Raw genomic sequence first — 26,518 nt, forward strand, 5'->3', positions numbered from 1 at the left:
GGGCGAGAAAACATACCGGGGATATACCGGAGACATGCTCAATGTATGTCGTCACACTCGCATGTTCGGTGAACGACGGGAGCGCTCCCGATGGAGCTGGAGATCAAGATTCTCGGCCCATGGCAGGTGGTCGCCGGCGGGGAGCCGCTGCGGCTGGCCGGTCAGCGGCGCATCGGGGTGCTGGCCAGGCTCGCGGTCAGTGCCGGTCTGCCGGTCACCGCGCAACAACTCGTCACCGACGTGTGGGCGGGGACTTGGGCGGCGACGGCCGACAAGCAGCTCCACATCGTGGTGTCGAAGCTCCGGGAACTGCTCGCGCCCCACGTGGGCGGCGAGATCATCGAGACCGTCCCCGGCGGATATGTGCTCACCCTGCCCCGCGACAACATTGACGCCCACCTGTTCATCCGCCTGGTCCGGCGGGCGCGTACCGCCAGGGCACACGGGGCGGCAGCCGCGGCGGACAGCCTGTTCCGGCAGGCCCTGGCCCTGTGGCGGGGGACCGCGCTGGCCGAGGTGACCGCCCCGTGGGCCCAGATCGAATCCACCCGGCTGGAGGAGGAACGCCTGGCCGCCTTCGAGGACCACGTCGACCTGCGTCTGGCCACCGGCCGTCACCACGCGGTGGTGCCCGACCTCGTGCCCCACGTCGAGGCCAACCCGTTGCGGGAGCGCCCACGCGCTCAGCTCATGCTGGCGCTGTATCGGGCGGCTCGCCCCTCTGAAGCGCTGGAGGTCTATCAGGAGGGCCGGCGCGTCGCCGTCGCCGAACTGGGCATCGAGCCGGGAGCTGAACTACGCAAACTGCATGGCGCCGTACTGAGCAGGGATCCCGTGCTCGACCTCGCCACGCCCGCACAGGAGACCGTGCTCGGGGAGCCGGTCGCGCCGGCCGAACTGCCCGCCGACACGCGGGCGTTCACCGCCCGGACCGAAGAGGTCGCCTGGCTGCGTGACGTGCTCGCCCGACCGGCTCAGGGGGTTCCGGCCGTGGCCGCCATCGACGGTCCCGGCGGCATCGGCAAGTCCGCGCTGGCCGTCCACGCCGCGCACGCCGTCGCCGACCGGTTCACCGACGGAGTCGTCTACGTCAATCTGCACGGCGCCACCGCGGGGCTCCCGCCGCTCTCCTCGATCGAGGCGCTGAGGCAGCTGCTGCGCTCGCTGGGGCTCGACGGCACCGCCGTACCGGCGGAGCCGGACGAGGCCGCGGCTCGCTATCGTTCGCTCACCGCGGCGTGCAACCTGCTCGTCATCCTCGACAACGCGCTCGACGCCGCGCAGGTGCGCCCGCTGATCCCGGCAGGAGCAGACTGCGCCGTCGTCGTCACCAGCCGCGATGTCCTCGGCAGTCTGGACAACGCCCACCACCTGCACCTCGCCGGGCTTACCGACGCCGAAGCGGTCACGCTGCTCGCACGCATCGCGGGACCGGCCCGTGTCCAGGCCGAGCCGGGGGCCGCAGAGCGGATCATCCGGCTCTGTGGTGGGTTGCCGCTCGCCGTTCGCATCGCGGGCGCGCGGCTGGCGTCCCGTCCTGACTGGGCGCTGGCCGACCTCGCCGAGCGGCTGGCGGACGCCACGCGCCGTCTCGACACGCTCCAGTACGCCGACCTGGCCGTGCGCGCCGGCATCGCGGTCAGCCACCAGCACCTGCGCGAGGAACCCGCCGGTCAGGACGCGGCTCGCGTCCTGACGATGCTCGGCCTGCTCGACACGCCCACCCACACCCCGGCGGCCACCGCCGCGCTCACCGGCTGGCCGGAGCACCGTGCCGAGGCGGCCCTCGACCGCCTCCGCAACGCCCGCCTCCTCGAATCGGCAGGCCCCAGCCGATACCGGCTCCACGACCTCATCCGCTTGTACACGCGCGAACAGGCCGCCCGTGAGCTCCCCGAACCCGACCGCGCCGCCGCCGTCCACCGTGCCCTGCACCATTACCTGGCCACGGCCACGACCGCCGGTTCGTGCCTCCACCCCGCGAGTCAGGTCCTTCTCGGCAGAAAGGCGGACCAGCCCGGCGTCGCCCTCACGAGCGCAGAGGAGGCCAGCCGGTGGGTCGGGGAAGAACGGGACAACCTTCTCGCGGTCGCGCAACAGGCTCTCGACGGTCCCGACCCGCAGACCGCCGTCGCACTCGCCATCCGCCTCCACTGGCCCTTCTGCTACCAGGGGTGGCACACGCAACTGATCGGCATCTACAAGGCCGCCATCGAGGCGGCCGGACGCTGCGCCGACCGGGCAGGCAAGGCACAGATACGCAGCTTCCTCGGCTGGGTCCACCGCGACCAGGGCCGCTACGATGACGCGATCTCCGAGCTGGAGCGGGCGCTCGCCGCCTGGGACCGCGCCGGGCTGCCCCGGCGGAAAATAGGCGCGCTCAACACCCTCGGTGTCACCAACACGCTGGTGGGACGCCTGGACGCCGCCCTCAGCCACCTCGGGCTCGCGCTGACGTTCGCCGAGGGAAGCGAACAGCTCGGCGCCGAGGCCACGATCCGCAACAACCGCGTGCACGTCTACTACCGTCAAGGCCGGATGGACGAAGCGGTCGCGGAAGCAAGAGCTGTTGTGGACCTGTTCTCACGAGAGCGCGTGTCGCTCATGGGCGAGGGCACGGCGCGCGACACGCTCGGTGACGCCTACCGCCACGCCGGCCGCCTCACCGAAGCGGTGGAGAGCTATGAGCTCGCCGTCAAGATGCTCCGCGAATCCGGCTATCGCCTGGGGGAGGCGGTGTCCCGCTGGTGGCTCGGCACCACCCTTCACGACCTGGGCAGACACGACGAGGCCAGGAAAGCGTGGCGAGAATCCCTCATGCTCCTGCGGGACGCGCGTCTGCTCACGCCGGCGGAGGCGGATGACATCGACGGCCAGGCCGTGCCGGAAACGCCGAGACCCATCATGAACATGCTCTGACCTCGTCGTCCGGGGCCGCTGTGCCCCGGCGAAGGCGGCCAGAACCGCAGGGCTAGCGTCCCTGGTAGGTCTCGCGGGCCGACATGACGTCGGGCATGCGGCCCTCCACCCAGGAGATCAGCGGGATCAGGTGCTCGGCGGCCTCGCGGCCGAGCGTGGTGAGGCTGTATTCGACCCTGGGCGGGATCGTGTGCTCGGCCTCCCGGAGCACCATGCCGTCGCGTTCCAGGGCCTGGAGGGTCTGGGACAACATCTTCTCGCTGACGCCGTCGACGCGACGGCGTAGCGCGTTGAACCGGTAAGGCCCTTCGTACAGGGCCGCCAGCGCCAGGATCGCCCAGCGGCCGGTGATCGTCTCCAGCACCGTGCGTGAGGTGCACCTGCGCGAGAAGACGTCGGCCACCAGGTTCTCGAACTCGTCCTCCATGGGGGCCACCTTACGCGCTCGCAGCACTTTCTGGTAGAAAGTGCTAACCGAACTGCAGGTACTAGAGGAGAGTAATCATGATCGTGGTAACAGGGGCCAGCGGACACCTGGGCCGGCTGGTGATCGAGGAGCTGAAGAAGCGCGTTCCCGCCGAGCGGATCGTCGCCGCGGCGCGTACCCCGGAGAAGGCCGCCGATCTCGGCGTCGAGGTGCGGGAAGCCGACTACGACCGGCCGGAGACGCTGAAGGACGCGCTGCGCGGCGCCACCAAGGTGCTGCTCATCTCGGGCGTGGACGTCAACCGGGCGCAGCAGCACGCGGCGATCGTGGACGCGGCCAAGGAGGCCGGGGCCGCGCTCGCCTACACCAGCGCGCCCAGCGCCGACATCACCGAGACGGCCCTCGCCGCCGACCACAAGGCGACCGAGGCGTACATCAAGGCGTCCGGGGTGGCGTACACGATCGTGCGCAACAACTGGTACCACGAGAACTACGCGCAGTCGATCACGATGGCTCCCCAGCTCGGCGCCCTGTACGGCGCCGCCGGCGACGGCCGGATCGCCTCGGCCTCGCGCGCCGACTACGCCGCCGGCGCGGCCGCCGTGCTGGCCGGTGACGGCCACGAGGGCAAGGTCTACGAGCTGACCGGCGACACCGCCTGGACCCTTGCCGAGCTGGCCGCCGAGATCTCCGCGGTCACCGGCAAGGAGATCGCCTACCAGAACCTGTCGAAGGACGACTACGCGGGCGTCCTGGCCGGCGCCGGCGTGCCGGCGCCGATGGCGGGGGTGCTGGCCGACGTGGACGTCAACATCTCCCGTGGCTGGCTCGCCCACACCCCGGGCACGCTCCGGGAGCTCATCGGCCGCCCCACGCAGCCGATCGGCGAGTACGTCCGCGCCGTGCTCGCTTAGCGTCGGCGAGGAGTTCCGTCACGGCCGACGGCAGGCCGGGGAAGGGGACGCTGGGCAAGGTGACCGGCAAGTGCCGTTCAAAAGGTGCTTGTCCGACGTCGTGGCGCATTGCCCCGGCACATGCGGCGGCGTGCACTGCACAAAGGCCGTGTCGGCTCCGCCCTGGCTCGCTGTCCCGTACCGCGATGGGCTCGGGGCGCGGGCCGAACCGGGCGGACGTCATCACCGTGCGAGGAGGAGACCGCTGTGATCCGACAGGATGAGCCGACCGCGGATGGGCTGGTCGACGTCACCTTCACGCTGCCCGCCGACATCCCCGGGCGTGTCTCGGTCGTGGGCGACTTCAACCATTGGGATCCCTACGCCCATCCGATGCGGCGTACCGAGCATGGCACCCACACCGCGGTCGTCACTCTGCCGCAAGGTGCCAGCATCTGCTTCCGGTATCTGGCCGAGGGCGGGCGCTGGCTGGACGATCTGGACGCTGACGCCCGTGACGAGCGCGGCTGCATCGTGCACATCTCGGCCACCGCCGGCGGGAACAGGGAAGGTCAGGCACGCCGCCGCCGTGGGCGCGACCGCCTGCGCGTCGCCGACGTGACCCTCCCGCCGGAATACTTCTCCGGATAGGCGGTCCGCTCACGGCTCCGGCGCTCGTCCGTCAGACTCCACAACGCCGCCACCAGCGGGCTGCGCAGGTCCGCATGGCGGCCGGTGGCGGGCCGAACTGTCATGATGGCTGCGTTTCTCACAGCCGCTGCCGGACACGGAGGACAAACCGTGCGCATCGCTCTCGCCGGGCTCGCCACCAGCCACCCCTACACCGACGCCCGCACCCTGGCCCGCCACGCCGAGCTCGTCGTGTGGGAGCAGGATCCGGAGCGGCTGCGGAGGTTCACCGATGAGCATCCGCAGGCGAAGGTGGCCGGCAGCCTGGAGGAGATGCTGGCGGGCCGGCTCGACGGTGTGGTGCTGACCGTGCCCAACCCCCAGGTGCCGCAGGCGCTGGCCAAGGTGCTGGAGACGGGCGTGGCCTGCTTCGTGAACAAGCCCGCCGCCGCCGCCCGGGCCCAGTTGGAGCAGCTCGATCGCCTGCCGATCCACGACCGTGTGTTGTCCAGCTCGGTGCTCCGGTTCGCGCCGGCCTTCGCGGGAGCGCGGGTCGAGCGGGGCGAGGTGCTGGCGGTGCGCGCGACCGTACGGCATGACGTGGGCATCTGGGCGACCGGCTACAACGCCTGGCAGGACACACCGGGCCAGGGCGGCGGAACGATGGTCACCATGGGGATCCACGGAGTGGAACTGCTGGTGGCGCTGCTCGGTCCCGACGTACGCCTGGTGGGGGCGGCGGGGGCGCGGCGGCATTACACGACGCTCCGGTCGGAGGACACCGGAGTGATGGCGTTGCGCTGGGATGACGGCATCACCGGGACGGTCGAGATCCTTGGTGTCTCCGCGTCCGAGTCCTACAGCGTCACGGTGCATACACGCGACGCCACCGAGACGATCGTGATCGAGGGTGGCGACGATCCGATGGCAGGTCTCGGGTACGAAGGGACGATCGAGGCGTTCCTCGCGATGGTGGGCGGTGCGCCGAGTCCGGTGCCGTGGGAGGAGACGAGAGCCGTCCTCGATGTGCTCGTCTCCGCCCGCGAGAAGAGCGCCTGAGCGGCCCCGCCCCGTTGACAGGCGAAGTCCGCCAAGGTTACGGTCTGGACCGTAAATCACGGATGGAGGAGACCGCGTGCGGACGACAGCGGAACTCGAGGAGCGGCTGGCACGGCCGAGTCCTGGGCTCGTCGACGATCTGGGCAAGCTCGACGGCGACATCATGATCCTGGGCGCCGGCGGCAAGCTCGGTCCGAGCCTCGTGCGCCTGGCCCTCAACGCGACCCGGGGCGAGCGGCGGGTCATCGCGGTGTCCCGCTTCTCCGAGCCGGGCCTGGCCGCGGCTCTCCAGGACGAAGGCGCCACCGTGGTCGCCGCCGACGTCGCCGACGAGCAGGCGCTGCGCGAGCTGCCGGACGCGCCCAACGTGGTCTTCCTGGTGGGCGCCAAGTTCGGCACGCAAGGCCGCGAGCACGCCACCTGGTTCACCAACGCCTACCTGCCCGGCCGCGTCGCCGACCGGTTCGCCGGCAGCAGGATCGCCGCGCTGTCCACCGGGAACGTCTACCCCCTCGTCCCCGTCACCAGCGGCGGCAGCACCGAGGACTCGCCCACCGGACCCGTGGGCGACTACGCGATGAGCTGCCTGGGCAGGGAGCGCGTCCTGACGCACTTCGCCGAGAAGAACCGCACGCCCATGTCGCTCATCCGCCTCAACTACGCGGTCGAGCTCCGCTACGGCGTCCTCGTCGACCTCGCCCAGAAGGTGCTCGCCGGAGAGCCCGTAGACCTGACGACGGGCCAGGTGAACGTGGTCTGGCAGGGCTACGCCAACGAGGTCGCGCTCCGGTCGCTGCTGCTCGCCGACGTGCCGCCGTACGTGCTCAACGTCACGGGCCCCGAGCTGATCTCGGTCCGGCAGGCGGCGCGGGCGCTCGGCGCGGCGCTCGGCAAGGAGCCGGTGTTCACCGGCGAGGAGGCGCCGACGGCGCTGCTGTCGAACGCCTCCCGCTGCCACCGCCTGTTCGGCTACCCCGAGCTGACCCCCGCCGAGCTCATCGAGCACACGGCGCGCTGGGTCGCCGACGGCGGGCCGCTGCTGGGCAAGCCCACCAAGTTCGAACGCCGCGACGGGCGTTTCTGATCCGCGTGCTCACTTCTCACGACAAAGGGGGACCTCACGTGCTCAGCACGGCTCCACAGGCTCAGACGTCTGTGCGCGACCTGTTCAGGCGCGGCTTGGTGATCCCGGCGCATCCCCTGGCCCTCAGCGAGGACAGGAAGCTGGACGAACGCCGCCAGCGCGCGCTGACGCGCTACTACGTCGAGGCCGGCGCGGGCGGCCTGGCGGTGGGCGTGCACACCACGCAGTTCGCCATCCACGGCACCGGCCTGCTGGCGCCCGTGCTCGAACTGGCCGCCGGCACGGCCAGGGAGTCCGACCGCGAGGTGGTGCTGGTGGCCGGTGCGACCGGGTCCACCGAGCAGGCGGTGGCGGAGGCCGAGCTGGCCAGGTCGCTCGGCTATCACATGGTGCTGCTCAGCCCGAACCGGGAGCTCGACGAGGACGGGCTGATCGAGCGGGCGCGGGCCGTGGGCGACGTGCTGCCGGTGATCGGCTTCTACCTGCAGCCCGCGGTGGGCGGGCGCCCGCTGTCGCGCGAGTTCTGGACGAGGCTGGCGTCGATCGAGTCCGTGGTGGGCGTCAAGGTCGCGCCGTTCGACCGATACCGCACCCTGGACGTGCTGCACGGCGTCGTACGGGCGGGCCGGGCGGGCGAGGTGGCGCTCTACACGGGCAACGACGACCACATCCTGGCCGATCTCATCACCTCGCACCGGGTGGTCGTGGACGGGCGGCAGGTGGAGGTGGAGTTCGTCGGCGGCCTGCTCGGCCAGTGGGCGGTCTGGGTGCGACGGGCGGTGGAGCTGCTGGAGGAGGCCACGATGGCCCGGGCGGGGGACGACGCGGCGGTACGCCGGCTGCTCGGCCTCGACGGTCACCTCACCGACGCCAACGCGGCCATCTTCGACTCGGCGAACGGCTTCCGCGGCTGCATCCCCGGCATCCACGAGGTGCTGCGCCGCCAGGGGCTGCTGGCGGGCCGCTGGTGCCTCGACCCGGAGGAGGAGTTGTCGCCGGGGCAGCTCGCGGAGATCGACCGCATCTGGGCCGCCTACCCGTGGCTTCGTGACGACGACTTCGTGGCCGAGGGGCTGGACCGATGGCTGGCCTAGAGGCGCGGGTCAGAGGGTGAGGCGGTAGAGGGTGAGGGGACGGCCGCTGGAGCCGCTGGTCAGGTTGCCGGTACGTTCGGCCAGCCCGGCGAGCTCCAGCCGGTGCAACATCCGCCGGGCGGTGCGCTGCTGGACGGCGAGCCGTTCGGCGATCTCCCGGGTGGTCAGCGCCTCGCCGCCGGCCGCGTCGCGGGCCTCCAGCAGCTTCTCCAGGGTCGGCACCGACAGTCCGACGCGCCGCGCGAGCACCGACAGGTTCTGCTCCCCGGACGGCATGCTGACCACCGACTCCAGCACGATGTCGGTGTCGGCCCGCAAGGACAGCACGGCGGCCACGTCCCCGATGCGCCTGGCCCTGGCCAGCGCCCGGCGGGCCAGGCTCTCGGCCTCGGCGGCGCTGCGCCCGAGGCCGAAACCCACCCGCGCCACGCTGCTGTGAACGGCCAGCCGCGCCAGCATGGGAAGCCCGGTGAAGCCGCCGGTGGCGTCGAAGAGCGGGCCGCGGGTGGTCACCAGCAGGTGCGTGCCGCCGCGGAAGGCGGCCAGCGTGCCGCCCAGAGCGGCGGCCTCGCGCAGCAGGCCTTCGTCGCCGTCCACCTCCACCAGGCCGAGCGCGATCTGCGCGTCCTCCTGAGCCTGGCCTTCGGCGGTCAGCAGGAGCTGGCGCAGCGCCACCCGGACCGAGTGCTCCGACGGCGCCAGGCGCAGCACGTGCATCTCGCCGCGCAGCGCCTCGTGCACCGAGCTCAGGCAGGTGATCACCGGGTGGTCCGGGTCGCGGCGGTGGAAGGAGACGATCTTCTTGGAGGTCGTCTCCGGACGGTAGCCGAGCGTACGCAGGCGGTCGGTGGGCAGCCCGGCCTCCACGAACGTGGCCGTGACGTCGGCGGGGGAGATGGTGTCGATCGACAGCCGCGTGATGTCGTGGCCCTCGCGCTGAAGCCGCACCAGGGCGCTGAGCAGGGTCGCGCCCGAGTAGTCGACGAACACGGCGGGGCGGGTGAGCACGTCGGCGCCGCGGGCCAGCATGTACGGCACGATGCCGGTGAACAGCCAGCCCTCGACCGCGCCGGCATGGGCCTCGACGATGGCCGGAGCCTGCGACTCGTGGTCGTAGTCGAGCCGGAGCGTGCTCACGCCGGGCTGCTCCTCGCAGGTGGCGGCGACGTCGTCGACCAGATCGTGCGGGCCGACGACTCCGATGACGATACCCACCCGCGCCTCCTTCCCCATTTTTACGGTCTAGACCGAAAGGCTATCTGGTGACCCTGCACTTTCCCAACATGGCCGAACCCGCAGGCCGCACGCTCGGCGACGAGGAGGTGGCGGCGCTGGACCGGGTCATCCGCTCCGGCATGCTCAACTCCGTGTGGGGGACCGAGGCGCGGGCGCTCGAACGCGAGGTCGCGGAGCTTTACGGCTCCCGCCACGCGATCGCGTGCTCGTCCGGCACCGCGGCCCTCCACCTGTCGGTCGTGGCGGCGGCGCCGGATCCCGGTGACGAGATCATCACGACGCCGATCACGGACTTCGGGACCGTGGCCCCCATCTTGGCGCAGAACGCCGTTCCTGTCTTCGCCGACGTCGACCCGTCCGACGGAAACCTCGATCCGGACGCCGTGGCCGCGCTCATCGGGCCGCGCACCCGCGCGATCATGGCGGTGCACCTGTTCGGCGCGCCCGCCCGGATCGGCGAGCTGCGCGCCCTGGCGGACGCGCACGGTCTCACGCTCATCGAGGACTGCGCCCAGGCCTGGCTGACAGAGTTGCCCGGCGGCCGGTACGCGGGCACGGCCGGCCACGTGGGGACCTTGAGCCTGCAGCAGTGGAAGCACATCACCTGCGGCGACGGCGGGCTGACCATCACGAGCGACGACGAACTGGCCAGGCGCATGCGGCTGTTCACGGACAAGGGATGGGACCGGGCCGCGGGCCGCTCCCACGAGAGCCTGGGCCTGAACTACCGGATGACCGAGCTGCAGGCGGCGGTGGCCAGGGCCCAGCTCGCGAAACTGCCGGGGATCGTGGAGTCCAGGCGCCGCACCGCCGTGGAGCTCACCGAGGCGCTGCGCAGGATGGGCCGAAGTGACGGGGTCACGATGTGGCTGGCCCGGCCGGACGGATCCGAGGCCGAGATCGGGCTGCCCCGGCCGGACGGGCACGCCTGGTGGTTGTTCCCGCTCGTGCTGCCCGGGGGCGGCGCGCCCGAGCTGGCGGCGCACCTGAGCGCGGCCGGGATCCCGGCGCGGCCCGGTTATCTGAAGGAGCCCCTCAACCAGGCCCCGCTGTGGGGGCGGCCCGTGTACGGCGCCTCCCGCTATCCCCTGGAGGGCTACCGTCCCGCCCCTTGTCCGGAGGCCGAACGCCTGGTGGGCAGCACGCTCCTGATCATCGACTGGAACGAGCACTACACGTCCGAGCACGTCAAGGTCATCGCCGACGCCATCGCGAACTATCCCGCCAGAGCGTAGTTACGTTCATGTATCAGGCATTGACCGGACCCACCCCGATCACTAGGTTTCGGTCAGGACCGGTATTCAGGAAAGGAAGGCCGCCGATGAGAAACGTAGCGGCAGCCGGCATCGCGGCCGCCCTGAGCGTCGTGATCGCCGGATGCGGATCCGGTGGCTCGGGCTCGGACAAGAGCACGCTGACCCTCTGGATGTACCCCGTGATCGCCGACCAGGCCAAGCACAAGGCCTTCTGGGACAAGGTCGAGAAGGACTTCGAGGCCAAGAACCCCGCGATCGACGTCAAGATCGACCAGCAGCCCTGGGACGGCCGCCAGGAGAAGATCACCACGGCACTGGCCTCCAGGAAGGGCTTCGACCTGGTCGTGCTCGGCCCGGACCAGATCCCGCAGTACGCCCAGCAGGGCACACTGGAGCCCGTGGACGACGTGATCGCCGCCGACAAGGCCGCCTACCTGCCCAACGCGCTCACCGCGCTGACGGTGAGCGGCAAGCTCTACGGCGTCCCCATCTACCAGACGATCACGGCCCCCATCTACAACAAGAAGCTCTTCGCCGACGCGGGCGTCACCAAGGTGCCGGAGACGCTGGCCGAGCTGAAGGAGGCCGCACCCAAGCTGGCCGCCAAGAAGGTGGCCATCCTCGACTACCCCGGCAAGCCCGAGGTCTCGCTCAACCAGAGCTTCTACCCCATCCTGTGGGCCAACGGCGGCTCGGTGTTCTCGCCCGACGGCAAGAGCGTGACCGTCAACAGCCAGCAGGGCATCGACAGCCTGCAGTTCCTGCTCGACCTGAAGGCGGTCGGCGGCCTGCCCGAGAACACCGCCAGCAAGAGCAACGACGTCGAGGGCGGCGCGCTCGCCGCCGGCAAGACCGCGATGTACCACGCGGCCACGGCACTCAACGCCGAGCAGCTCGGCGCCGCCATCGGCGCCGAGAACGTGGGCATCGGCCTGCCGCTGGAAGGCACCAAGCGGGTCGCGTTCGGCATCCCCGGCGGCCTCGTCCTGGCCAAGCACTCCGAGAGCAAGGACGCGGCCAAGAAGTTCGCCGCCTACGTCGCCTCTCCCGAGGTGGCCGGGCCGCTGGCCAAGGAGTCCGGCTTCTTCTCCGCGCGGACCGACGTGACGATCCCCGACCAGTCGGCGACCTCCAAGGAGTTCGCCAAGTCGCTGCAGTACGCCTTCCCCGGCGACGCCCACCCCAAGGCCCGTCAGGTCATGGCGATGATCTCGGCCCACATCCAGGCGGCGCTGATCGGCAAGGAGGACGCCAAGACAGCACTGGACGCCGCCGCCAAGGAGGGCAACGAGCTGCTGGCCACCGGCGGCTGACACGATCCGGGCCTCCTCCAGGGGAGGCCCGTCTTCTCGGAAAGGTGTGAGACCCGGTGCGCCATCGCCTGCGTGATCCGGTCACGGGACTGCTGTTCGTCCTCCCGATGCTCGTGCTGTTCCTGATCTTCAGGATCTTCCCCACACTCGGGGCGGCGGGCATGAGCCTGACGAACTGGAACATCGGCGGAGAGTGGAGCTTCATCGGCGCCGACAACTACACGCGGCTCGTGAACGACCCGAACTTCTGGTCCAGCCTGCGGGCCACGATGGTGTACACCGTCATCTACGTGCCGCTGGTCATGGCCGTCTCGCTCGGCACGGCGCTGCTGCTCAACTCGATCGTCTTCCTGCGCGGGCTGTTCCGCGGCATGCTCTTCCTGCCGTACGTGACCAGCTTCGTGTTCGCCGGCATCATCTGGCGCTGGATCTACGAGTTCGACGGCCTGATCAACGGCGTGCTGGCCAAGCTCGACCTGGGGCCCGTCGCCTTCATGGAACGGGCGGAGCTGGTGCTGCCCGCCCTGGCCCTCGTCTCCTGCTGGAAAGGCTTCGGCTACTCGATGCTGATCCTGCTGGCCGGGCTGAAGGCCATCCCCGGCTCGTACCTGGAGGCCGCCAAGGTCGACGGCGCCGGCCCCTGGCAGCGCTTCCGCGGCATCACGCTGCCCCTGCTCAAGCCCGCGCTCTTCTTCGTGCTGGTGATCGAGACGATCGCCTCCTTCCAGGTCTTCGACACGATCTACGTGATGACCGGCGGCGGGCCCGCCAAGGCCAGTTACACGCTCATCTACGGCATCTTCGAACGCGGCTTCAGGTTCTGGGAGTTCGGCTACGCGGCCACGTGGGGGATGGTGCTCTTCGCCGTCGTGCTGGTCGTCTCGCTGATCCAGCGCCGCTTCGTCGGCAAGGAGAACACCTGATGACGATGACGGCCACGCGCCCGGCCGCCACCCGGGTCCGGCAGGGCGCCACCCCCCGCCGGCACGGCACGAGGTGGGCGCTCTACGCGCTGCTCGCGGTCATGTCGCTGCTGACCCTGGGCCCGTTCATCGCCATGGTGATCGTGGCGCTCTCGCCCAGGGGCGAGCCGACCGTGCCCGTCCAGTGGCCGGACTCGCTCACCTTCGACAACATCATGCAGGTCCTGAACGCCTCCGGGTTCGTCGAGTGGACGCTCAACTCGCTGATCTACTCGGCCGTCTCCGTGGTGATCATCCTGCTCACCGCGTCGATGGCCGGCTACGCGTTCGCCAAGAAACGGTTTCCCGGACGGGACACCATGTTGTGGACGTTCCTCGCCACGATGATGGTGCCGTTCCAGGCGACGCTCATCCCGCTGTACGTGCTCGTGTCCGACTTCGGCGGCGCCGACACCTTCTGGGGGCTGATCGTTCCGACGCTGGCCAACTCGCAGGCGGTCTTCCTCATGCGCCAGTTCATCCTGGGCCTGCCGGACGAGCTGTTCGACGCCGCCAAGGTGGACGGCGCCTCGGAGCTGCGCGTCTACTGGACGATCGTGGTGCCGCTGACCAAGCCGATCCTGGCCACGTTGGGGGTGTTCGTCTTCCTGTGGCACTGGAACGACTTCCTGTGGCCTCTGGTGATCTCGCAGAGCGACGCCACGCGGACGCTGACCGTGGGGCTGACGGTGCTCAAGACGGAGGAGCTGCAGTGGTCGATGCTGATGTCCTCCGCGGCGATCTCGGCGGTGCCGTGTCTGCTGGTGTTCTTCCTGCTGCAGCGTTATCTGGTCAACAGCATCGCGATGACCGGCCTGAAGTGACCGGCTCCCGGCCCCGGAGCTGAACGGCTTACGCTTGTCGCCCGGAATGTCCGGTGAGGGGAGCCATGATGAGCACGCCGATCGATCCGAGGGCCGCCCGGCTGCGCGACCGTCTGCGCGGGGCCCTGGTCGCCGCCGCGCTGACGCCGATGACGCGGGCGGGGGAGGTGGACCTCGACGTCGCGGAGGCGTACTTCCGGCGGCTGGTCGCCACGGGCGCCGACGCCCTGGCCGTCCTCGCCCACACCGGCCGTGGGCCCTTCCTGCCCACGGACGTCCGCGCCGGCCTGATCGCCCGCGCCCGCCGCACGGGCGTCCCGGTCATCGTCGGCATCGGCGGCACCCCACCACCCGCCACCACCGGCGACGCCGCCCAGCCATCCGCCCCAAGGGTCGGCGCCCAGCCGGCCGCTACCGCAACGGGCGGCACTGTCCAGCCACCCGCCACCGCAGCACCCGCCACCGCAGCGGCCGGCGCCGCCGCGCGCCGCGTCGGCGAGCGGCGGAAGCCGGGGGCGGGCGAGCAGGCGGCGGTGGCGGATGCGCGGGCGGCGGCTGAGCTGGGGGCCGACGGGGTGCTGGTGTTTCCGTCGCCGGGGGATCGGGTGGCGCTGCACGAGGCGGTGTGGGCGGCCACCGGGCTGCCGATGATCGCCTTCGACCTGTACACGACCCCCTGCCCGCCCGCCACACTCCGCCGCATCCTGGATCTCCCCGGGGTCGCCGGGCTCAAGACGGCGCTGTTGTCGGACGCGATGGGATGCCAGGAGACGATCGCCCTCACCCGCGAGGCCGGCAGGCTGGCCATCACCGGCGAGGACCGCATGTTCGGCCCCTCGCTCCTGTGGGGCGCCCAGGCGGCGCTGGTGGGCATCGCGGCCGCGTCGGTGGAGACGACTGCGGCCGTGATGCGCGCGTTCGAGGGCGACGACCTGCGCGGTTTCGAGAAGGCGTCCGCACGGCTGGACCGGCTGGCGGCGGCCACGTTCACGGCGCCGATGGAGGGATACGTGCAGCGCATGTTCTGGCTGGCCGCCGCGGAAGGCCTCATCCCCGGGTCCCACGCCTGCGACCCGTACGGCCCCGCTCTCCCCGAGGGCGAGCACGCCGGGGTCCTGGCGGCCGCCTCGTGACCGTCAGATGGCGATGCGGATGAGGTTGCGGCCCTTGAGACAGTAAAGGCTCTCGCGGGACGGGTCGATGTTGAGCCGGGAGCCGCCGCCGAACCAGTCGCTCGCCAGCCCGTCCACGAGCGTGCGGGACGTGAAGCGGACCAGGTCGATCTTGTAGACGGCGTCCTCGTCGCTGGTGTACGCATGGAGGCCGGCCAGCACGAGGTCGCCGCCCCGGTCGCACACCTGCAGCGTGCGGGTGACCTCGCGCCGGCGCAGGTCGTACTCGAACAGGACGCCGCCGTCGGTGATCCCGTACAGGGCGAGCGGCGTGTGCTTCAGGCTCGTGACGGCTTTCGCGCCGGCCACCGGCTCGATCTCCCACCGCACCTTCCGCGTGCGCAGGTCGAAGGCCGCCAGCTTGGCCGTGGTCGTGACCGGCGGGGCGCCGAGGCCCTCCTGCGTGCTGGTGCCCATGTAGACGGTGCCCAGCCGGGCCGTCAGCGAGAACACGGTCTGCCGCTCGACGATCGGCCGGTAGGTGTCGAGCTTGCCGGTCCGCGGGTCGTACACGTCGAGCGCGCCGTTCGGGTGTCCGGGCTCGGGCTGGGTGGACATCACGATCAGCCCGGTCAGCTTGTCGTGGCACAGGTCCTTCGGCCGGTCCTGGTTGTGGCCGGTGCGGAAGAGCAGTTTGGCCTCGGGGTCGCCGGCGCGGTGGGAGTAGAGGGCGGCCTGGGTGTAGATGCCGAGGTACGTGGTGTCGCCGGCGGTCATGATGGTCTTGGGCTCGCCGGCGATGGCCAGCCTGGTGACCTGGCGGGTGGCCAGGTCGTGAATGTCGCAGCCGCCCTTGCCGCCGACGTAGACGCGTTCGCCGTCGCAGTGCACCGACATCGGCTCCTCCGGGGCGGCCCGGAAGCCCTTCTGCACGTGGCTGACGTAGTCGATGGTGCCGGTGGCCGGGTCGTAGACGAAGACGCCGGGATCCTGGATACCGTAGATCTTTCCCTGGTGCTCCAGGATGCGGACGGTGGCCGCCTCCGGGAACGGCACGCCGAGCACCTCGTACGTGCCGGTCGCGATCCGGTAGCGGTAGAGGGTCCCGGAGGGGCGGCCGGCGAAGTAGACCCAGCCGTCGTGGATCAGCACCGAGACGATGTACTTCTCGCCCGGCGCCGTGGCCTTGACCACCTTGTACGCGGCCGGGTCCGCCTTCTCCAGCACGATCAGCTCCGCCAGCGAGTTCATCCCGCCCGCCACGTGCGTGTCGCTGATCGACATGCTGGACACCCAATCGCGGTCGGCCACCTCGGCGGGCAGCAGCTCGCGCTTCTCCCCGGTCTGCCGGTCGATCGCGACGAGGTGGGCGTTGGTGCCGACGCCGGCGTAGACGTGGGTGGCGTCGGCCTGGATGCTGCGGACGTACGCCTCGCCTGGGGCGGGCTGGCCCAGGTCGCGGCTGACGCCGGTGGCGGGGTCGTACTCCACCACGCGCCCGGGCTGCGACATGCCCATGTAGACCTTGCCGTCGGGGGAGGCCGCCATGGTCCAGATGTACGGGTCGGGGTATTGCGCGAGCCTGGTCGTGGCGCCCGTCAGTGTGTCGATCTTGTAGAGGTCCGATCGGGAGTGGGTGCCGACGTAGACGTCGGTGCCCACCTTGCACATCGCCCAGATGCCCACTCCGGTGGTGATCTCGAAGTGGGCCGTGACCTTGTCCTGGGCCAGGTCCCAGGCGCCCACGACGTTGGGCGCCAGGCCGCGCGAGCCCATGTAGAGCACGTCGCCGACGAACTCGGCGTTGCCCAGAGGGCTGGCGACGCTGGCTGGGCCGAGGTCGGTGATCGTGCCTTCCGGCTCGCGGGTGGCGGCCATCGCGGGGGTGGCCGGGAGGGTCGCGGCGGCTGCGGAGGCGGCTGCGGCTTGGAGGAAACGGCGGCGGGGGATCATGCGGCTGGTCACTCCTCGGGAAGACTGGCCGAACGCTATAACGGCCTAGGCCGTAATGTCCAGATCGAAAAGCTGGGCGGCGTTCCGCCACGCGACCAGCTCGGCCGTCTCCGGGTCGAGACCCGCCGCCGCCACCGCTCCGAACGCCGAGGCCGGGTCGATGAGGGTCGAGTCGGTGCCGAAGAGCAGCCGCGTGCGGTCCACGGCGGCCGCCACCTGCGCGATGCGGCCGGTGGGCGCGTGGGAGTAGCAGGGCTCCAGGTAGAGGCGGTCGCAGGCGTTCGCGGCCTCGATGGCGTAAGGGAAGGCGTCGGCGCCCATGTGCCCCGCGATGACCCGCAGGCCGGGCGTGTCGAGGCAGCTCTGTGCCAGGTCCAGCACCGTGGCGCCCCAGGTGTGAACCAGCGCGGGCACGCCCGCCTCCGCGACCATGGCCAGCGCCTCCCGCATCTGGGGCGAGGAGGCGGGCGATCGTGTGTAGTCGGTGTGGATCTTGACGCCGACGAACTTGCCGGTGGGCAGGTATGCGCGCAGGTCCCGCTCGGCGTCGGCCGGTCGGCGGGGATTGATGGTGACATATCCGAGGTGGCGGTCCTGGGTGTCCAGCCAGGCGGCCAAGGCCCGGTTGCCCGCCGGGGCGTCGTAGATCACCGCTTCGGTGGCCGAGACGATGGACAGGTCGATGCCGAAGCGGTCCATGGCGGACAAGTTGGCTCCGGCGACGTCCATGGTGAAGAACCACGGGCCCCAGTGCGCGTGCACGTCGATGATCATCCGAGCAGCCTCCTCGCGTTGCCGCCCGCCACGGCGGCGATCTCGTCCGGCTTCAGCCCGCTCGTCGCCAGGCGCAGCAGCGGCACGACCGGCTCGTAGTGGGGGGTGCGCGAGCCGTACAGGAGCCGGTCCGCCGGCACGGTCTCCAGCGCGTCGGGGGAGTTGAGCAGGCGGGTCGAGGTGTGGAAGCCCGGCTCGTCGGCGGCGACCACGAGGAAGTCGCCCAGGTGGTAGAAGTGCGTGTCGAGGAAGACGACCGTGGCGTCCAGGCCGGAGAACGGCTGCCAGAAGCGCCGCACGTCCCCGCCGGTCAGCACGACGAGGCCGAGCCCGGCCGCCTTCCTGGCGACGTGGCGGACCGAGGGGAAGCCCGCCTCGACGCCCTGCTCGTCGGGGAAGAGCCTGACGGCCTGCACGCCCAGCTCGGCGAGCCGGTCGATCTCGCGTACGGCCCCGATGGGGTCGCGCAGATCCACGGTCCCCACCGGGACGACCGCCGGGTCGCGGCCGGAGGCGGTCCCGGTGCCGTCGCTCGTGGCCAGGGCCAGGACCTCGTCATTGCCTGACCGCATGTCGAACAGCGCGGCCCGCAGAGACGCGACCGCGCCCGCCCGGATGCGGTGTGCGGCCAGCGTGTCCAGCACCGCCCGGGGCGTGCCCGGCGGGCCGTCACGGTCGGGATAGGCGCCGACCAGCACATCCACGTCGAGGGTCACCTCGAGCCCGCCGACAAGACTGCTCGCGTCGAACGCCGTCACAACCGCCTCCATTGACTTATCCAGCTCAGCACATTACGGTCTGGGCCAAAATTGGGCAACACGCTCTTGTGGAGGTGCGGCCATGCCGCGTAAACCCCTCGCGGTCTCCGCGGCCCTGGCCGCCACCCTGCTCTTGCCGGTGCTCCCGGCCCAAGCGGCCACCCCGCGAGAGGCGGCCTCGTGTGCCGGGCCGCGCGTGGAGACGTTCGGGCCGGCGTCGGTGACCGGCGCCATCGTGGGCGCCGCGGTCCACAAGGACAAGGCCTACGTCGTCACGCGCGGCCAGAAGCCTCCTGTGCTGGCCGAGATCGACCTGGCCACCCGGGAGGTCGTCAGGAGCGTGCGCCTGCCCGACGGCCCCGCGGCCGGGGAACCGGAGGGCGGCTGGGCCACGGCCGTATCGGGCGGCAAGGTCTACGTCGGCACGTACCCCGTCCCGGACCTCTACCGCTTCGACCCGGCTACCGGCGAGGTGGCGCGCCTGGCCTCCTTCGGCAGGAACGGCGGCTACATCTGGGCGCTGGCCGCGGCCCCCGACGGCACCCTCTACGCGGGCACCTATCCGGACGGCCGGGTCAGGGAGTACGTCCCCGCCACCGGCGCGGTACGCGACTTCGGGGTGCTCGCCACCGGCGAGCGGTACGTCAGGACGGTGGCGGCCGACGCCCGGAACGTCTACGCGGGCCTGCTCGACAAGGGCAAGCTCGTTGCGATCGACCGCACGACGGGCGCCGTCAAGGAGCTGGCCCAGGGCCCGGCCGGCATCGGGGTGGTCGCCGAGCACGGCGACCGGATCCTCGCGGTCAGCGGCCAGACGCTCATCGACGTGCGCAAGGACGGGACGGACGCACGGCATGTCCCCCTCGCCGCGGGCAGCCTCGACGCGCTCACCGTGGCCGCCGACGGCACGGTCTACGGCACCTCCCGCCCCGACGGCGCCGTCCACCGCTACCGCACCGGCGACGCCGCGCCCGCCAAGATCGCCGACCCGCCGTCGCAGGACGACGAGACCAGGCGGCTCGCGCTCGCGGGCGACGGCACCCTGATCGGCTTCTCCGGCAGCGGCGGCATGTGGTCGCTGGACCTGCGGACCGGCGAGTCCCGGTTCACCGACCTGATCGAGGCCGGCCTGCCGAGCGGCCCCGAGCGGCCCCAGAGCATGCTGCTGGTGCCCGGCCGGGCCGTCTACGTCGGCGGCCACTTCTTCATGGACGTCCGCGACCTGCGTACCGGTCAGAAGCGCAGGTTCCGCGTCCCGGGCGAGCCCAAGGACCTCGTGCGGCGCGGAAACAAGATCTACGCCGCCATCTACCCGAGCGGTCAGATCATCTCCATCGACCTCCGCACCGACGAGATCCGCGGGCTCGGCTACCTCGGACACGGCCAGCAGCGCCCCTGGGACATCGAGTACGACCCGGTGACCGACAAGCTGCTGGTCGCCTCCGCCCCCCTCGGCGGCAAGCTCGAAGGCGCCCTGTCGATCGTGGACCCCGACACCGGCGCGATCGACGTCTACAAGGGCGTCATCCCCGGCCAGAGCCTGATGAGCCTGTCGCTGGACGCCCGCAACGGCATCGTGTACCTCGGCGGCGACGTGCTCGGCGGCGGCGGTGTCACGCCGGTGAAGACCTCGGCGTCCGTCGCGGCCTTCGACCTCCGAACCCGTACCGTGTCATGGCAGGTGGACCCGGTCCCCGGCTTCCGTACCTTCCAGGACATCAAGGTGCACGGCGGCCTGCTCTACGGCGTCTACAAGCGCGACTCCGGCGCCTGGATCGCCCTGGACCTGGCCACCAGGACAGTCAAGCACCAGGGCACCCTGTCCGGGTACGGCGAGCTGACCACGCACCGCGGCAAGGTGTTCGTCAGCACGTTCTTCGGCGGCGGCAACGCCTACGAGCTGAGCGACCAGGCCACGCACCTGGCCACCGGCCTCGGCGACGACTGGTACACCAACCCGCAGCTGCACTTCGAGCCCGGCTCATGGAAGGCCTGGGCCCTGAGCGGCCGGCATCTGGCCAGGATCGACCTCGACCCGCGCTGCCCGCTCCTCACCGTCACCCCGCCGCAAAGCCGATGACGGATCTCGTCGTGGACGCCCACCGGCTCATCGGCCCCGTACCCTTCGACGACCTGCCGGAGGACCCGCGGCCGGAGATGGACCGGCTGGGCATCCACCAGGCCTACGTGACCCACACCCTCGCCATCCACTCCGACGTCCGCGCCGGGAACGAGGCGCTGCTCGACCTCCACGACCCCCGGCTCGTGCCGGTGCCCGTGCTGCTGCCCGAGTCCTTCGAGCCGGTGCCGGACTGGGACGTGCCCATGGTCAGGCTCTGCCCGAACCGGCACCGCTTCGAGCTGACCGGGCCGACGGCCCTGCGCTGGCTGGCGGCGCTCGGCGTCACGGCGGCCGTCGACTTCGAGGAGACCTCGCCCGGGCACCTGCTCGCCCTCGCCAGAGAGCTGCCCGAGCAGCGCATCCTGCTGCTCAACCCCGGCTACCGGCGGCTGCGCGCGATCGCCGAGCTGATGACCGCGATCCCGAACCTGTGGCTGGAGATCGGCACCGTCAACACCCAGCGCGGCGTCGAGTGGCTGGCCGGGCACTTCGGGGCCGAACGGCTGGTGTTCGGCACCGGCGCCCCGGTCATGGACGACTGCGGCCCCCGCTTCCTCCTCGACCACCTGGACCTGCCGGAGGCCGACGTCGCCCTGATCGCATCGGGAGGGAGCCTGCTGTGATCCTCGACGCGCACGGCCACCTCGGCCCGTGGCCCGACTTCCTCATCCCCGACCCGTCGGCCGACGGCATGGTCGCCCTGATGGACCGCCTCGGCATCGACGCGATCGGCATCAGCCACCTGCTCGCCGTCGGCCCCAGTGCCGAGGAGGGGAACCGGCTGGCGTTCGCCGCCGCCGAGCGGCACCCCGGCCGGTTCGGCGTGTGGCAGGTCTACAACCCTCACCAGCGCAACCGGCTCACCGATCAGGGCGTCTGGGGCGTCAAGATCCACCCGGACGTGCACCAGTGTCCCCTCGACGACCGCCGCTACGACCCCGTCTGGGAGCTCGGCCTGCCCGTGCTCGCCCACGGCCAGACGGACTCGCCGTGGAGCGACCCTGACCGGTTCGTCACCGTGGCGCGCCGGCATCCCGGCGTACCGCTGCTGCTCGGACACGCCGGGCTCTGGCCGTACGGCTTCGCCCGCGCCGCCGGGCTGATCCGCGACCACCCCAACGTCTACCTGGAGATCTGTGGCTCCAAGATGACCGGACGATGGATCGCCCGCCTCGCCGCCCAGGTCGGCGCCGACCGCGTCGTCTACGGTTCCGACGCCTGCTTCCTCGACCTGCGGATCGGCTTCGGCCGCGTCGCCCTCGCCCCGCTCGACGACGCCGACCGTGCCCTCATCCAGGGCGGCAACCTCGCCCGCGTGCTGGAAACGACCCGCTCCACCGACCGCGGCACCACGGAAGGACGCCTCCCATGACACTCGACGCCGAACGGCGGGCGACGCTCGCCCTCCATGGCGGCACTCCCGTACGCACCGCCCCCTGGCCGTCGTGGCCGCCACCGCTGGACGCGGCCCAGCGCGAGCTCGTCACCGCCGTGCTGGAGAGCGGCCGCTGGGGCGCCACCCAGGGCGGCTCGGCCTGCGCGGACCTGACCGCCGCGTTCGCGCGCCGCTCCGGCGTCGCGTACGGCGTCGCCGTCGGCAACGCCACGCTCGGCCTGTTCGCCGCGCTGCGCGGCCTGGGCGTCGGGGCCGGCGACGAGGTGATCGTCCCGGCGTACACGTTCGTCGCCAGCGCCACGGCCGTCCTGCTCGCCGGCGCCACACCGGTGATCGCCGACGTCGACCCGGTCGATCTGCACCTGTCCGCGTCTGCCGCGGAGGCGGCCGTCACGCCCCGCACGGCCGCGATCATGCCGGTGCACCTGGCCGGCAGCCCCGCGGACATGGACGCTCTGAACGCGGTCGCCGCACGGCACAGCCTGGCCGTGGTGGAGGACGCGGCCCAAGCACACGGCGCCACGTACCGAGGCCGCCCCATCGGCGGGCTCGGGGACGCCGGCGTCTACAGCTTCCAATCCAGCAAGGCCATGACGGCGGGCGAGGGCGGCCTGATCGTCTGCCGCGACGAGGCCGTCCACGCGGCCATCTGGTCGGTCTGCAACCTGGGCCGCACGCTGGACGGCGCCTGGTACGGCCATCCCAGCGTCGGCTGGAACCTGCGACTGACCGAGATCCAGGCCGCGCTCCTGCTGCCCTGGCTGGACCGGCTCGACGAGGAGATCGACCGCAGGAACGCCTTCGCCGCGGCCGTCGAGCGCGAACTGGCGGCGATCCGCGTGCCCGCCGGTGACGACGGTGGGGACCCGCCGGTGACGGTGGTCCCACCGCCGCCGGGCGCCACGCGCGACTCGCGGCACCTGCTCATGCTGCGCCTCCACGTGCCGTTCGACCGGTCGTTCCTGCTGGAGGCCATGGAGGCGGAGGGCGTGCCGCTCGACGGCGGCTATCCGCCGCTCGGCACGATGCCGGCCCTGACCGAGGCAGGCGCCCGCGCGGAGCCCTGCCCGGCCGCCGAGGCCGCCTCCCGCGAGGTGCTCTGGGTCCGCCAGTCCATGCTCATGGACGACCCCTCCGGCGCCACCCACCTCGCCGAGGCCCTGGCGAAGGTCCTCGCCGCATGAGGCTCGGCCCGTCTGCCGTGCCTCTCCCCAGCGTGGGAGGCGGTCAGTGGCGACGCAGAAAGCCCCGGTCAAGATCGTTGAGGCCGGCGCAGCCCAGCAGGGTCAGGATGTTCACCACTTCCTGCCGAAGAAGGTCGAGCACCCGTGCCACTCCTGCTTCGCCGCCGGCGATCAGACCGTAGACGGCCAGGCGGCCGAGCACGACGACGTCCGCGCCGAGCGCGAGCGCCTTGACCACGTCGGAGCCGCGCCGGACCCCGCTGTCGAAGGCGATGTGGGCGCGGTCGCCCACCGCGCCGGCGATCTCGGGAAGCGCGTCCAGCGCTGCCGGGAGGCCGTCGAGCTGTCGGCCTCCATGGTTGGACACGCCGATCGCGCTCGCTCCGGCGGCGATGGCGGCCTCGGCATCGGGGACCGTGGTGATGCCCTTGGCCATCCAGGGCAGGCTCGTCCCGCTCATGAGCCGGCGCAGCTTCTCCCACGTCCAGGCGGGTCCGGAGCCGCCGAAGAGGTCGGCGAAGGCGTCACCCGTGCCTTCGTCGCCGGCGAAGTTGCCGCCGGTGACGGCGTGCGGAGGCGTGTACCCGTTGCGGCGATTGCGCTCCCGCCAGCCGGCCGTCGGGGTGTCGCACGTGACCACCAGCGCGCGGAAGCCGCAGCCCTCGAAGTGCTTCAGGCGGCGGGTGAAGGCGTCCTCGGGCCCGACGGGATGGAGTTGCCCGAAGGCCATCCCGCCGGGGGCCGCACGCCGTACCTCGGCGTAGGAGTATGAGCCCCCTTCAGGGGCCATCCCGGAGGTGCCGGAGCGGGCGGCGGCGCGGGCCACGGCCTTCTGGCCTTCCGGATGGAACAGGGTGTCGACGCCGAACGGCCCGGTCAGGATGGGTATGCCGAGCGGCACGCCCATGAAGGTCGTCCGGAGGCCGGGGGCCTGCCGGCTGCTCATGAGCCGAGGAGCGAAGCCCCACTCGGCGAACGCCTCCCGGTTCCTGCGTAACGTCCACTCCTCGCCGGCGCCGCCCTCGAGATAGTCGTGCACGTCAAGCGGCAATGACTCCAGGGCCGCGGCTTCGATGTCGGCGAGGGTTTCGTAGTGCGTCGTCGCCGCCGAGGGATGGGTCACGACGTGTGCTCCTTCACGCATGAGGAAATATCTCACCGGCTGAGCGGCGTCCCCATGGTGCCCTGGAAGCTCGTTCTGTTCTGTGGAGAAATACGGGTAGCTCAGGGTTTGCCGGCGGCGTTCACGATGCGGGTGGTGGAGCGGCCCGGGATGGCGCTCATCTCCCAGCACTCGGCTCCCAGGATCGCCGCCGCGGCCGCGCGGGCGCCCGCGTGCGGGTCGCCCGCCGTGTGCGCCAGCGCGCCCGGGTGCATCGGGGCGAGCAGGTCGATGTAGTCCTCGGGGCCGTGGGCCTCGGGCGGGCCCGTCACGATGAAGACGCCGGTGACGAAGCGGAGCGCGGCCAGGACCTCGGCGCGCTCCGCCGAAGGGTTGAGCGGCCGGCTGGGCCCCTTCCAGGCGCGCACGCGCGGGTCGTCCTCGACGCCGACGACGAGCGGCAGGCCGCGGGCCGCCACCGCGCCGAGGTAACGCACGTGTCCCACGTGCAGGATGTCGAAGACCCCGGTGACGACCGCCGCCCCCGGCCTGTCGTACGGCTGCACCCAGACCGCCTCCAGGCTGCTCACGCGACCTCCTCCGCTGCCCCACGGGCCTCGATGATCTCCCCCACGGGCCTAGACGACTCGTCGATCGCAGCGTACTCGGTCGCCGTCGGCGGTCGTGCAGGCGACCTTGGGAAAGGGCATTCCTACCTTTTCGCGATACCTTCCGGCAGCCACCGGCGCGTCCCATAACGCAGCCTGAGGTTAGGGGCCCGACTATGGGGGAGGTCGCCGTGGCACTGGACTTTCACCGTGCCAACGGGGGTGATCCGCTCGGTTCGCGCGATCTCATGGTCCGGTTGCCGGGGATTCCGTCCCAGGTGTCCAGGGCCAGGGGGATCGTGACGGCCGCGCTCGGGCGCGATCATCCGCTCTATGACGACGTCGTGCTGCTCACCAGCGAGCTGGCCACGAACGCGATCCTGCACACCAGATCCGGCTCGGGCGGCTGGTTCACCGTGGCCGTGACCCACTCGGAGTCGGCGGTACGGGTGTGCGTGTCGGACGCGGGCTCCGACGGACCGCCGTGCGTATGCCGTACCAGCACGCAGTCCACGAGCGGGCGCGGCCTGCCGCTGATCGAGGCGATCAGCCACCGCTGGGGATTCACGCGGGAGAGCGGCTCGACGACGGTGTGGTTCGAACTGCTGCGCGCCGACGTCCCGGCCGTGGCCGTCTAGGCTGCCGTCCCTCCAGAGATCCGTTGACACCGTGCCGGTGGATTCAAGGGCGGTGGTCGGACATCAGGAGGTGCCAACCGCGTTCGACTGACCGATGGCACTGGTCGGGGTTGTCGCCTGCGTTGATGAAGAGGGCGGTCAGCAATGGCACGCCATGGGCGAGCGCTTGACGGGGCAAGGGGCCGGTGGCGACCAGTGATGCCAGTCCATGGCCGATGGTCCAGCTCTGCGTGGCCAGCTCCAGCGGGTCGACGTCGTCGCGAAAGCGGCCGGCTGCGGTGGCCCGTTCGATGGCCCGGACGAGATGGTGCAGTGTTTCATCCGCGGCAGCGGTGTCCTCGAGCTCGAAACCGGCGTCGAACATGACCCGGTAGAGATCGGGATCGGCCAGCGCGTTGGACAGGTAGGCGGCGCCGAGGGCGGCCAGATCCCGCACGGCATCCGGGGACGGTGACACCGCGTCGAGCTTGGCCGCCAGGCGGGTGAACCCTTCCTGACGCATCGCTTTCCACAGACCGTCCATGCCACCGAAGTAGGTGTAGACGGCCATCGTCGAGACGCCGGTTCCGGCGACCAGCGAGCGGAGCGTGACCGGCTGCCGGGCGCTGAGCATCTGTGCGGCCCGGTCGATCAGCAGGGAACGGACCGCCGGGTCTTTCGTTCTCGCCATGGCGCCACATTACATAACATTGCTATGGTTTCGGTGATTGCCGTACTCGCCTGCGCTGATGCCAAAGGAGCGGATATGCCCGTGACGCTGGTCAACCCCGATGGGCTGCCGAAGCCCGATGTCTACCGCCAGATGTCGATCGCCACCGGGTCGAAGCTGGTGTTCCTGGCGGGCCAGGTGGCCCGCGATGCCGAGGGCGGACGAGTCGGGGAGGGGGATCTGGCTGCTCAGATCGAGCAGGCCTACCTCAATATCGGCACTGCCCTGGCCGAGGCCGGTGGGTCCTTCGATGACGTGGCGAAGCTGACCATTTACGTCGTCGACTGGACTCCCGACAAGATGCCGCTGCTGGGAGAGGGGGTCGCTCGGGCAGCCGCGAAATTGGGGATCGACCCGGTCAAGCCGATCACGCTGCTGGGCGTCGCGGCACTGGGAGAACCCGATCTCCTGGTCGAGGTCGAAGCCACCGCGGTCATCGACTGAGTCGGGCGCCTCGGACACGCT

Annotated in this window: 25 protein-coding genes; 17 read left to right on the forward strand and 8 right to left on the reverse strand. The window is 71.2% G+C overall.

What is annotated here, in order from left to right; translation table 11 throughout:
- Positions 1-90 precede the first annotated feature (90 nt).
- Positions 91-2,919 carry an AfsR/SARP family transcriptional regulator gene (locus EDD27_RS11865; protein WP_127932461.1) on the forward strand — a complete coding sequence of 943 codons (2,829 nt, stop codon included), beginning with the start codon at positions 91-93 and terminating at the stop codon, positions 2,917-2,919.
- 52 nt (positions 2,920-2,971) lie between these two features.
- On the opposite strand, the gene EDD27_RS11870 is transcribed toward EDD27_RS11865, so the two are convergent.
- Positions 2,972-3,346: a winged helix-turn-helix transcriptional regulator gene (locus EDD27_RS11870; RefSeq protein ID WP_127932462.1), complete on the reverse strand. Its 375-nt coding sequence runs from the start codon at positions 3,344-3,346 to the stop codon at positions 2,972-2,974.
- A 77-nt stretch (positions 3,347-3,423) separates the two neighbouring features.
- On the opposite strand from EDD27_RS11870, the gene EDD27_RS11875 reads away from it, so the two are divergent.
- The 5 genes from EDD27_RS11875 (at position 3,424) to EDD27_RS11895 (ending at position 8,106) form a co-directional block, all read left to right on the forward strand.
- On the forward strand, positions 3,424-4,260 hold the full coding sequence (locus EDD27_RS11875) for an SDR family oxidoreductase (RefSeq protein WP_127932463.1): 837 nt from the start codon (positions 3,424-3,426) through the stop codon (positions 4,258-4,260).
- A gap of 246 nt (positions 4,261-4,506) precedes the next feature.
- Positions 4,507-4,890: an isoamylase early set domain-containing protein gene (locus EDD27_RS11880; protein WP_241563984.1), complete on the forward strand. Its 384-nt coding sequence runs from the start codon at positions 4,507-4,509 to the stop codon at positions 4,888-4,890.
- A gap of 150 nt (positions 4,891-5,040) precedes the next feature.
- The gene (locus EDD27_RS11885) at positions 5,041-5,928 is read left to right on the forward strand and encodes a Gfo/Idh/MocA family protein (protein ID WP_164903579.1); all 888 of its coding nucleotides are present in this window, start codon (positions 5,041-5,043) and stop codon (positions 5,926-5,928) included.
- A gap of 76 nt (positions 5,929-6,004) precedes the next feature.
- Positions 6,005-7,012, forward strand: a complete 1,008-nt coding sequence (locus tag EDD27_RS11890) for an NAD-dependent epimerase/dehydratase family protein (RefSeq protein ID WP_127932466.1) — start codon at positions 6,005-6,007, stop codon at positions 7,010-7,012.
- A gap of 71 nt (positions 7,013-7,083) precedes the next feature.
- Positions 7,084-8,106 carry a dihydrodipicolinate synthase family protein gene (locus tag EDD27_RS11895; RefSeq protein ID WP_164903580.1) on the forward strand — a complete coding sequence of 341 codons (1,023 nt, stop codon included), beginning with the start codon at positions 7,084-7,086 and terminating at the stop codon, positions 8,104-8,106.
- Positions 8,107-8,115: 9 nt separating this feature from the next.
- Here the strand turns inward: EDD27_RS11895 and EDD27_RS11900 are convergent, their stop codons facing one another.
- Positions 8,116-9,321, reverse strand: a complete 1,206-nt coding sequence (locus tag EDD27_RS11900) for a hypothetical protein (protein ID WP_241563985.1) — start codon at positions 9,319-9,321, stop codon at positions 8,116-8,118.
- Between the two features lie 68 nt (positions 9,322-9,389).
- Here EDD27_RS11900 and EDD27_RS11905 point away from each other — a divergent pair, with 68 nt between their 5' ends.
- The 5 genes from EDD27_RS11905 (at position 9,390) to EDD27_RS11925 (ending at position 14,830) form a co-directional block, all read left to right on the forward strand.
- The gene (locus tag EDD27_RS11905) at positions 9,390-10,577 is read left to right on the forward strand and encodes a DegT/DnrJ/EryC1/StrS family aminotransferase (protein ID WP_241563986.1); all 1,188 of its coding nucleotides are present in this window, start codon (positions 9,390-9,392) and stop codon (positions 10,575-10,577) included.
- An 86-nt stretch (positions 10,578-10,663) separates the two neighbouring features.
- Positions 10,664-11,911 (forward strand): ABC transporter substrate-binding protein, encoded by a 1,248-nt coding sequence (locus EDD27_RS11910; RefSeq protein ID WP_127932468.1) that lies wholly within the window; start codon positions 10,664-10,666, stop codon positions 11,909-11,911.
- Positions 11,912-11,967: 56 nt separating this feature from the next.
- Positions 11,968-12,834, forward strand: coding sequence for a carbohydrate ABC transporter permease (locus EDD27_RS11915; protein WP_127932469.1), 867 nt, complete (start codon positions 11,968-11,970; stop codon positions 12,832-12,834).
- A complete protein-coding gene (locus EDD27_RS11920; protein WP_127932470.1) occupies positions 12,834-13,697 on the forward strand; it encodes a carbohydrate ABC transporter permease in 864 nt (287 codons plus the stop codon). Before EDD27_RS11915 ends, EDD27_RS11920 begins: the two co-directional genes overlap by 1 nt.
- 68 nt (positions 13,698-13,765) lie before the next feature.
- Positions 13,766-14,830, forward strand: a complete 1,065-nt coding sequence (locus tag EDD27_RS11925) for a dihydrodipicolinate synthase family protein (protein ID WP_127932471.1) — start codon at positions 13,766-13,768, stop codon at positions 14,828-14,830.
- Between the two features lie 3 nt (positions 14,831-14,833).
- On the opposite strand, the gene EDD27_RS11930 is transcribed toward EDD27_RS11925, so the two are convergent.
- From EDD27_RS11930 to EDD27_RS11940, 3 genes are read right to left on the reverse strand one after another with little or no spacing between them, the layout of a single operon-like run.
- Entirely contained in the window at positions 14,834-16,762 is a 1,929-nt protein-coding gene (locus EDD27_RS11930) for a PQQ-binding-like beta-propeller repeat protein (RefSeq protein ID WP_127932472.1), read from the reverse strand.
- Between the two features lie 45 nt (positions 16,763-16,807).
- Positions 16,808-17,536, reverse strand: coding sequence for an amidohydrolase family protein (locus EDD27_RS11935; protein WP_127932473.1), 729 nt, complete (start codon positions 17,534-17,536; stop codon positions 16,808-16,810).
- A complete protein-coding gene (locus tag EDD27_RS11940; protein WP_206641370.1) occupies positions 17,533-18,294 on the reverse strand; it encodes an amidohydrolase family protein in 762 nt (253 codons plus the stop codon). The genes EDD27_RS11935 and EDD27_RS11940 overlap by 4 nt, the downstream gene beginning before the upstream one ends.
- Positions 18,295-18,376: 82 nt before the next feature.
- On the opposite strand from EDD27_RS11940, the gene EDD27_RS11945 reads away from it, so the two are divergent.
- From EDD27_RS11945 to EDD27_RS11960, 4 genes are read left to right on the forward strand one after another with little or no spacing between them, the layout of a single operon-like run.
- Positions 18,377-20,374 carry an NHL repeat-containing protein gene (locus tag EDD27_RS11945; protein ID WP_127932474.1) on the forward strand — a complete coding sequence of 666 codons (1,998 nt, stop codon included), beginning with the start codon at positions 18,377-18,379 and terminating at the stop codon, positions 20,372-20,374.
- Complete coding sequence (locus EDD27_RS11950; protein WP_127932475.1) at positions 20,371-21,039, forward strand: amidohydrolase family protein; 669 nt, start codon at positions 20,371-20,373, stop codon at positions 21,037-21,039. Before EDD27_RS11945 ends, EDD27_RS11950 begins: the two co-directional genes overlap by 4 nt.
- Positions 21,036-21,788 carry an amidohydrolase family protein gene (locus tag EDD27_RS11955; RefSeq protein ID WP_127932476.1) on the forward strand — a complete coding sequence of 251 codons (753 nt, stop codon included), beginning with the start codon at positions 21,036-21,038 and terminating at the stop codon, positions 21,786-21,788. The genes EDD27_RS11950 and EDD27_RS11955 overlap by 4 nt, the downstream gene beginning before the upstream one ends.
- Positions 21,785-22,996 carry a DegT/DnrJ/EryC1/StrS family aminotransferase gene (locus EDD27_RS11960; RefSeq protein WP_127932477.1) on the forward strand — a complete coding sequence of 404 codons (1,212 nt, stop codon included), beginning with the start codon at positions 21,785-21,787 and terminating at the stop codon, positions 22,994-22,996. Before EDD27_RS11955 ends, EDD27_RS11960 begins: the two co-directional genes overlap by 4 nt.
- Positions 22,997-23,039: 43 nt before the next feature.
- On the opposite strand, the gene EDD27_RS11965 is transcribed toward EDD27_RS11960, so the two are convergent.
- Positions 23,040-24,119: an alpha-hydroxy acid oxidase gene (locus tag EDD27_RS11965; protein ID WP_206641371.1), complete on the reverse strand. Its 1,080-nt coding sequence runs from the start codon at positions 24,117-24,119 to the stop codon at positions 23,040-23,042.
- Between the two features lie 101 nt (positions 24,120-24,220).
- Positions 24,221-24,688: an adenylyltransferase/cytidyltransferase family protein gene (locus EDD27_RS11970; RefSeq protein ID WP_127932479.1), complete on the reverse strand. Its 468-nt coding sequence runs from the start codon at positions 24,686-24,688 to the stop codon at positions 24,221-24,223.
- Positions 24,689-24,897: 209 nt separating this feature from the next.
- Here EDD27_RS11970 and EDD27_RS11975 point away from each other — a divergent pair, with 209 nt between their 5' ends.
- A complete protein-coding gene (locus EDD27_RS11975) occupies positions 24,898-25,344 on the forward strand; it encodes an ATP-binding protein (RefSeq protein ID WP_241563987.1) in 447 nt (148 codons plus the stop codon).
- Between the two features lie 43 nt (positions 25,345-25,387).
- Here EDD27_RS11975 and EDD27_RS11980 read toward each other — a convergent pair whose 3' ends face one another.
- Positions 25,388-26,014 carry a TetR/AcrR family transcriptional regulator gene (locus EDD27_RS11980; protein ID WP_127932481.1) on the reverse strand — a complete coding sequence of 209 codons (627 nt, stop codon included), beginning with the start codon at positions 26,012-26,014 and terminating at the stop codon, positions 25,388-25,390.
- 75 nt (positions 26,015-26,089) lie between these two features.
- On the opposite strand from EDD27_RS11980, the gene EDD27_RS11985 reads away from it, so the two are divergent.
- Positions 26,090-26,497 (forward strand): RidA family protein, encoded by a 408-nt coding sequence (locus EDD27_RS11985; RefSeq protein ID WP_127932482.1) that lies wholly within the window; start codon positions 26,090-26,092, stop codon positions 26,495-26,497.
- The last annotated feature ends 21 nt before the right edge of the window (positions 26,498-26,518 follow it).

It is taken from the genome of Nonomuraea polychroma, assembly GCF_004011505.1.
Lineage (GTDB): Bacteria > Actinomycetota > Actinomycetes > Streptosporangiales > Streptosporangiaceae > Nonomuraea > Nonomuraea polychroma.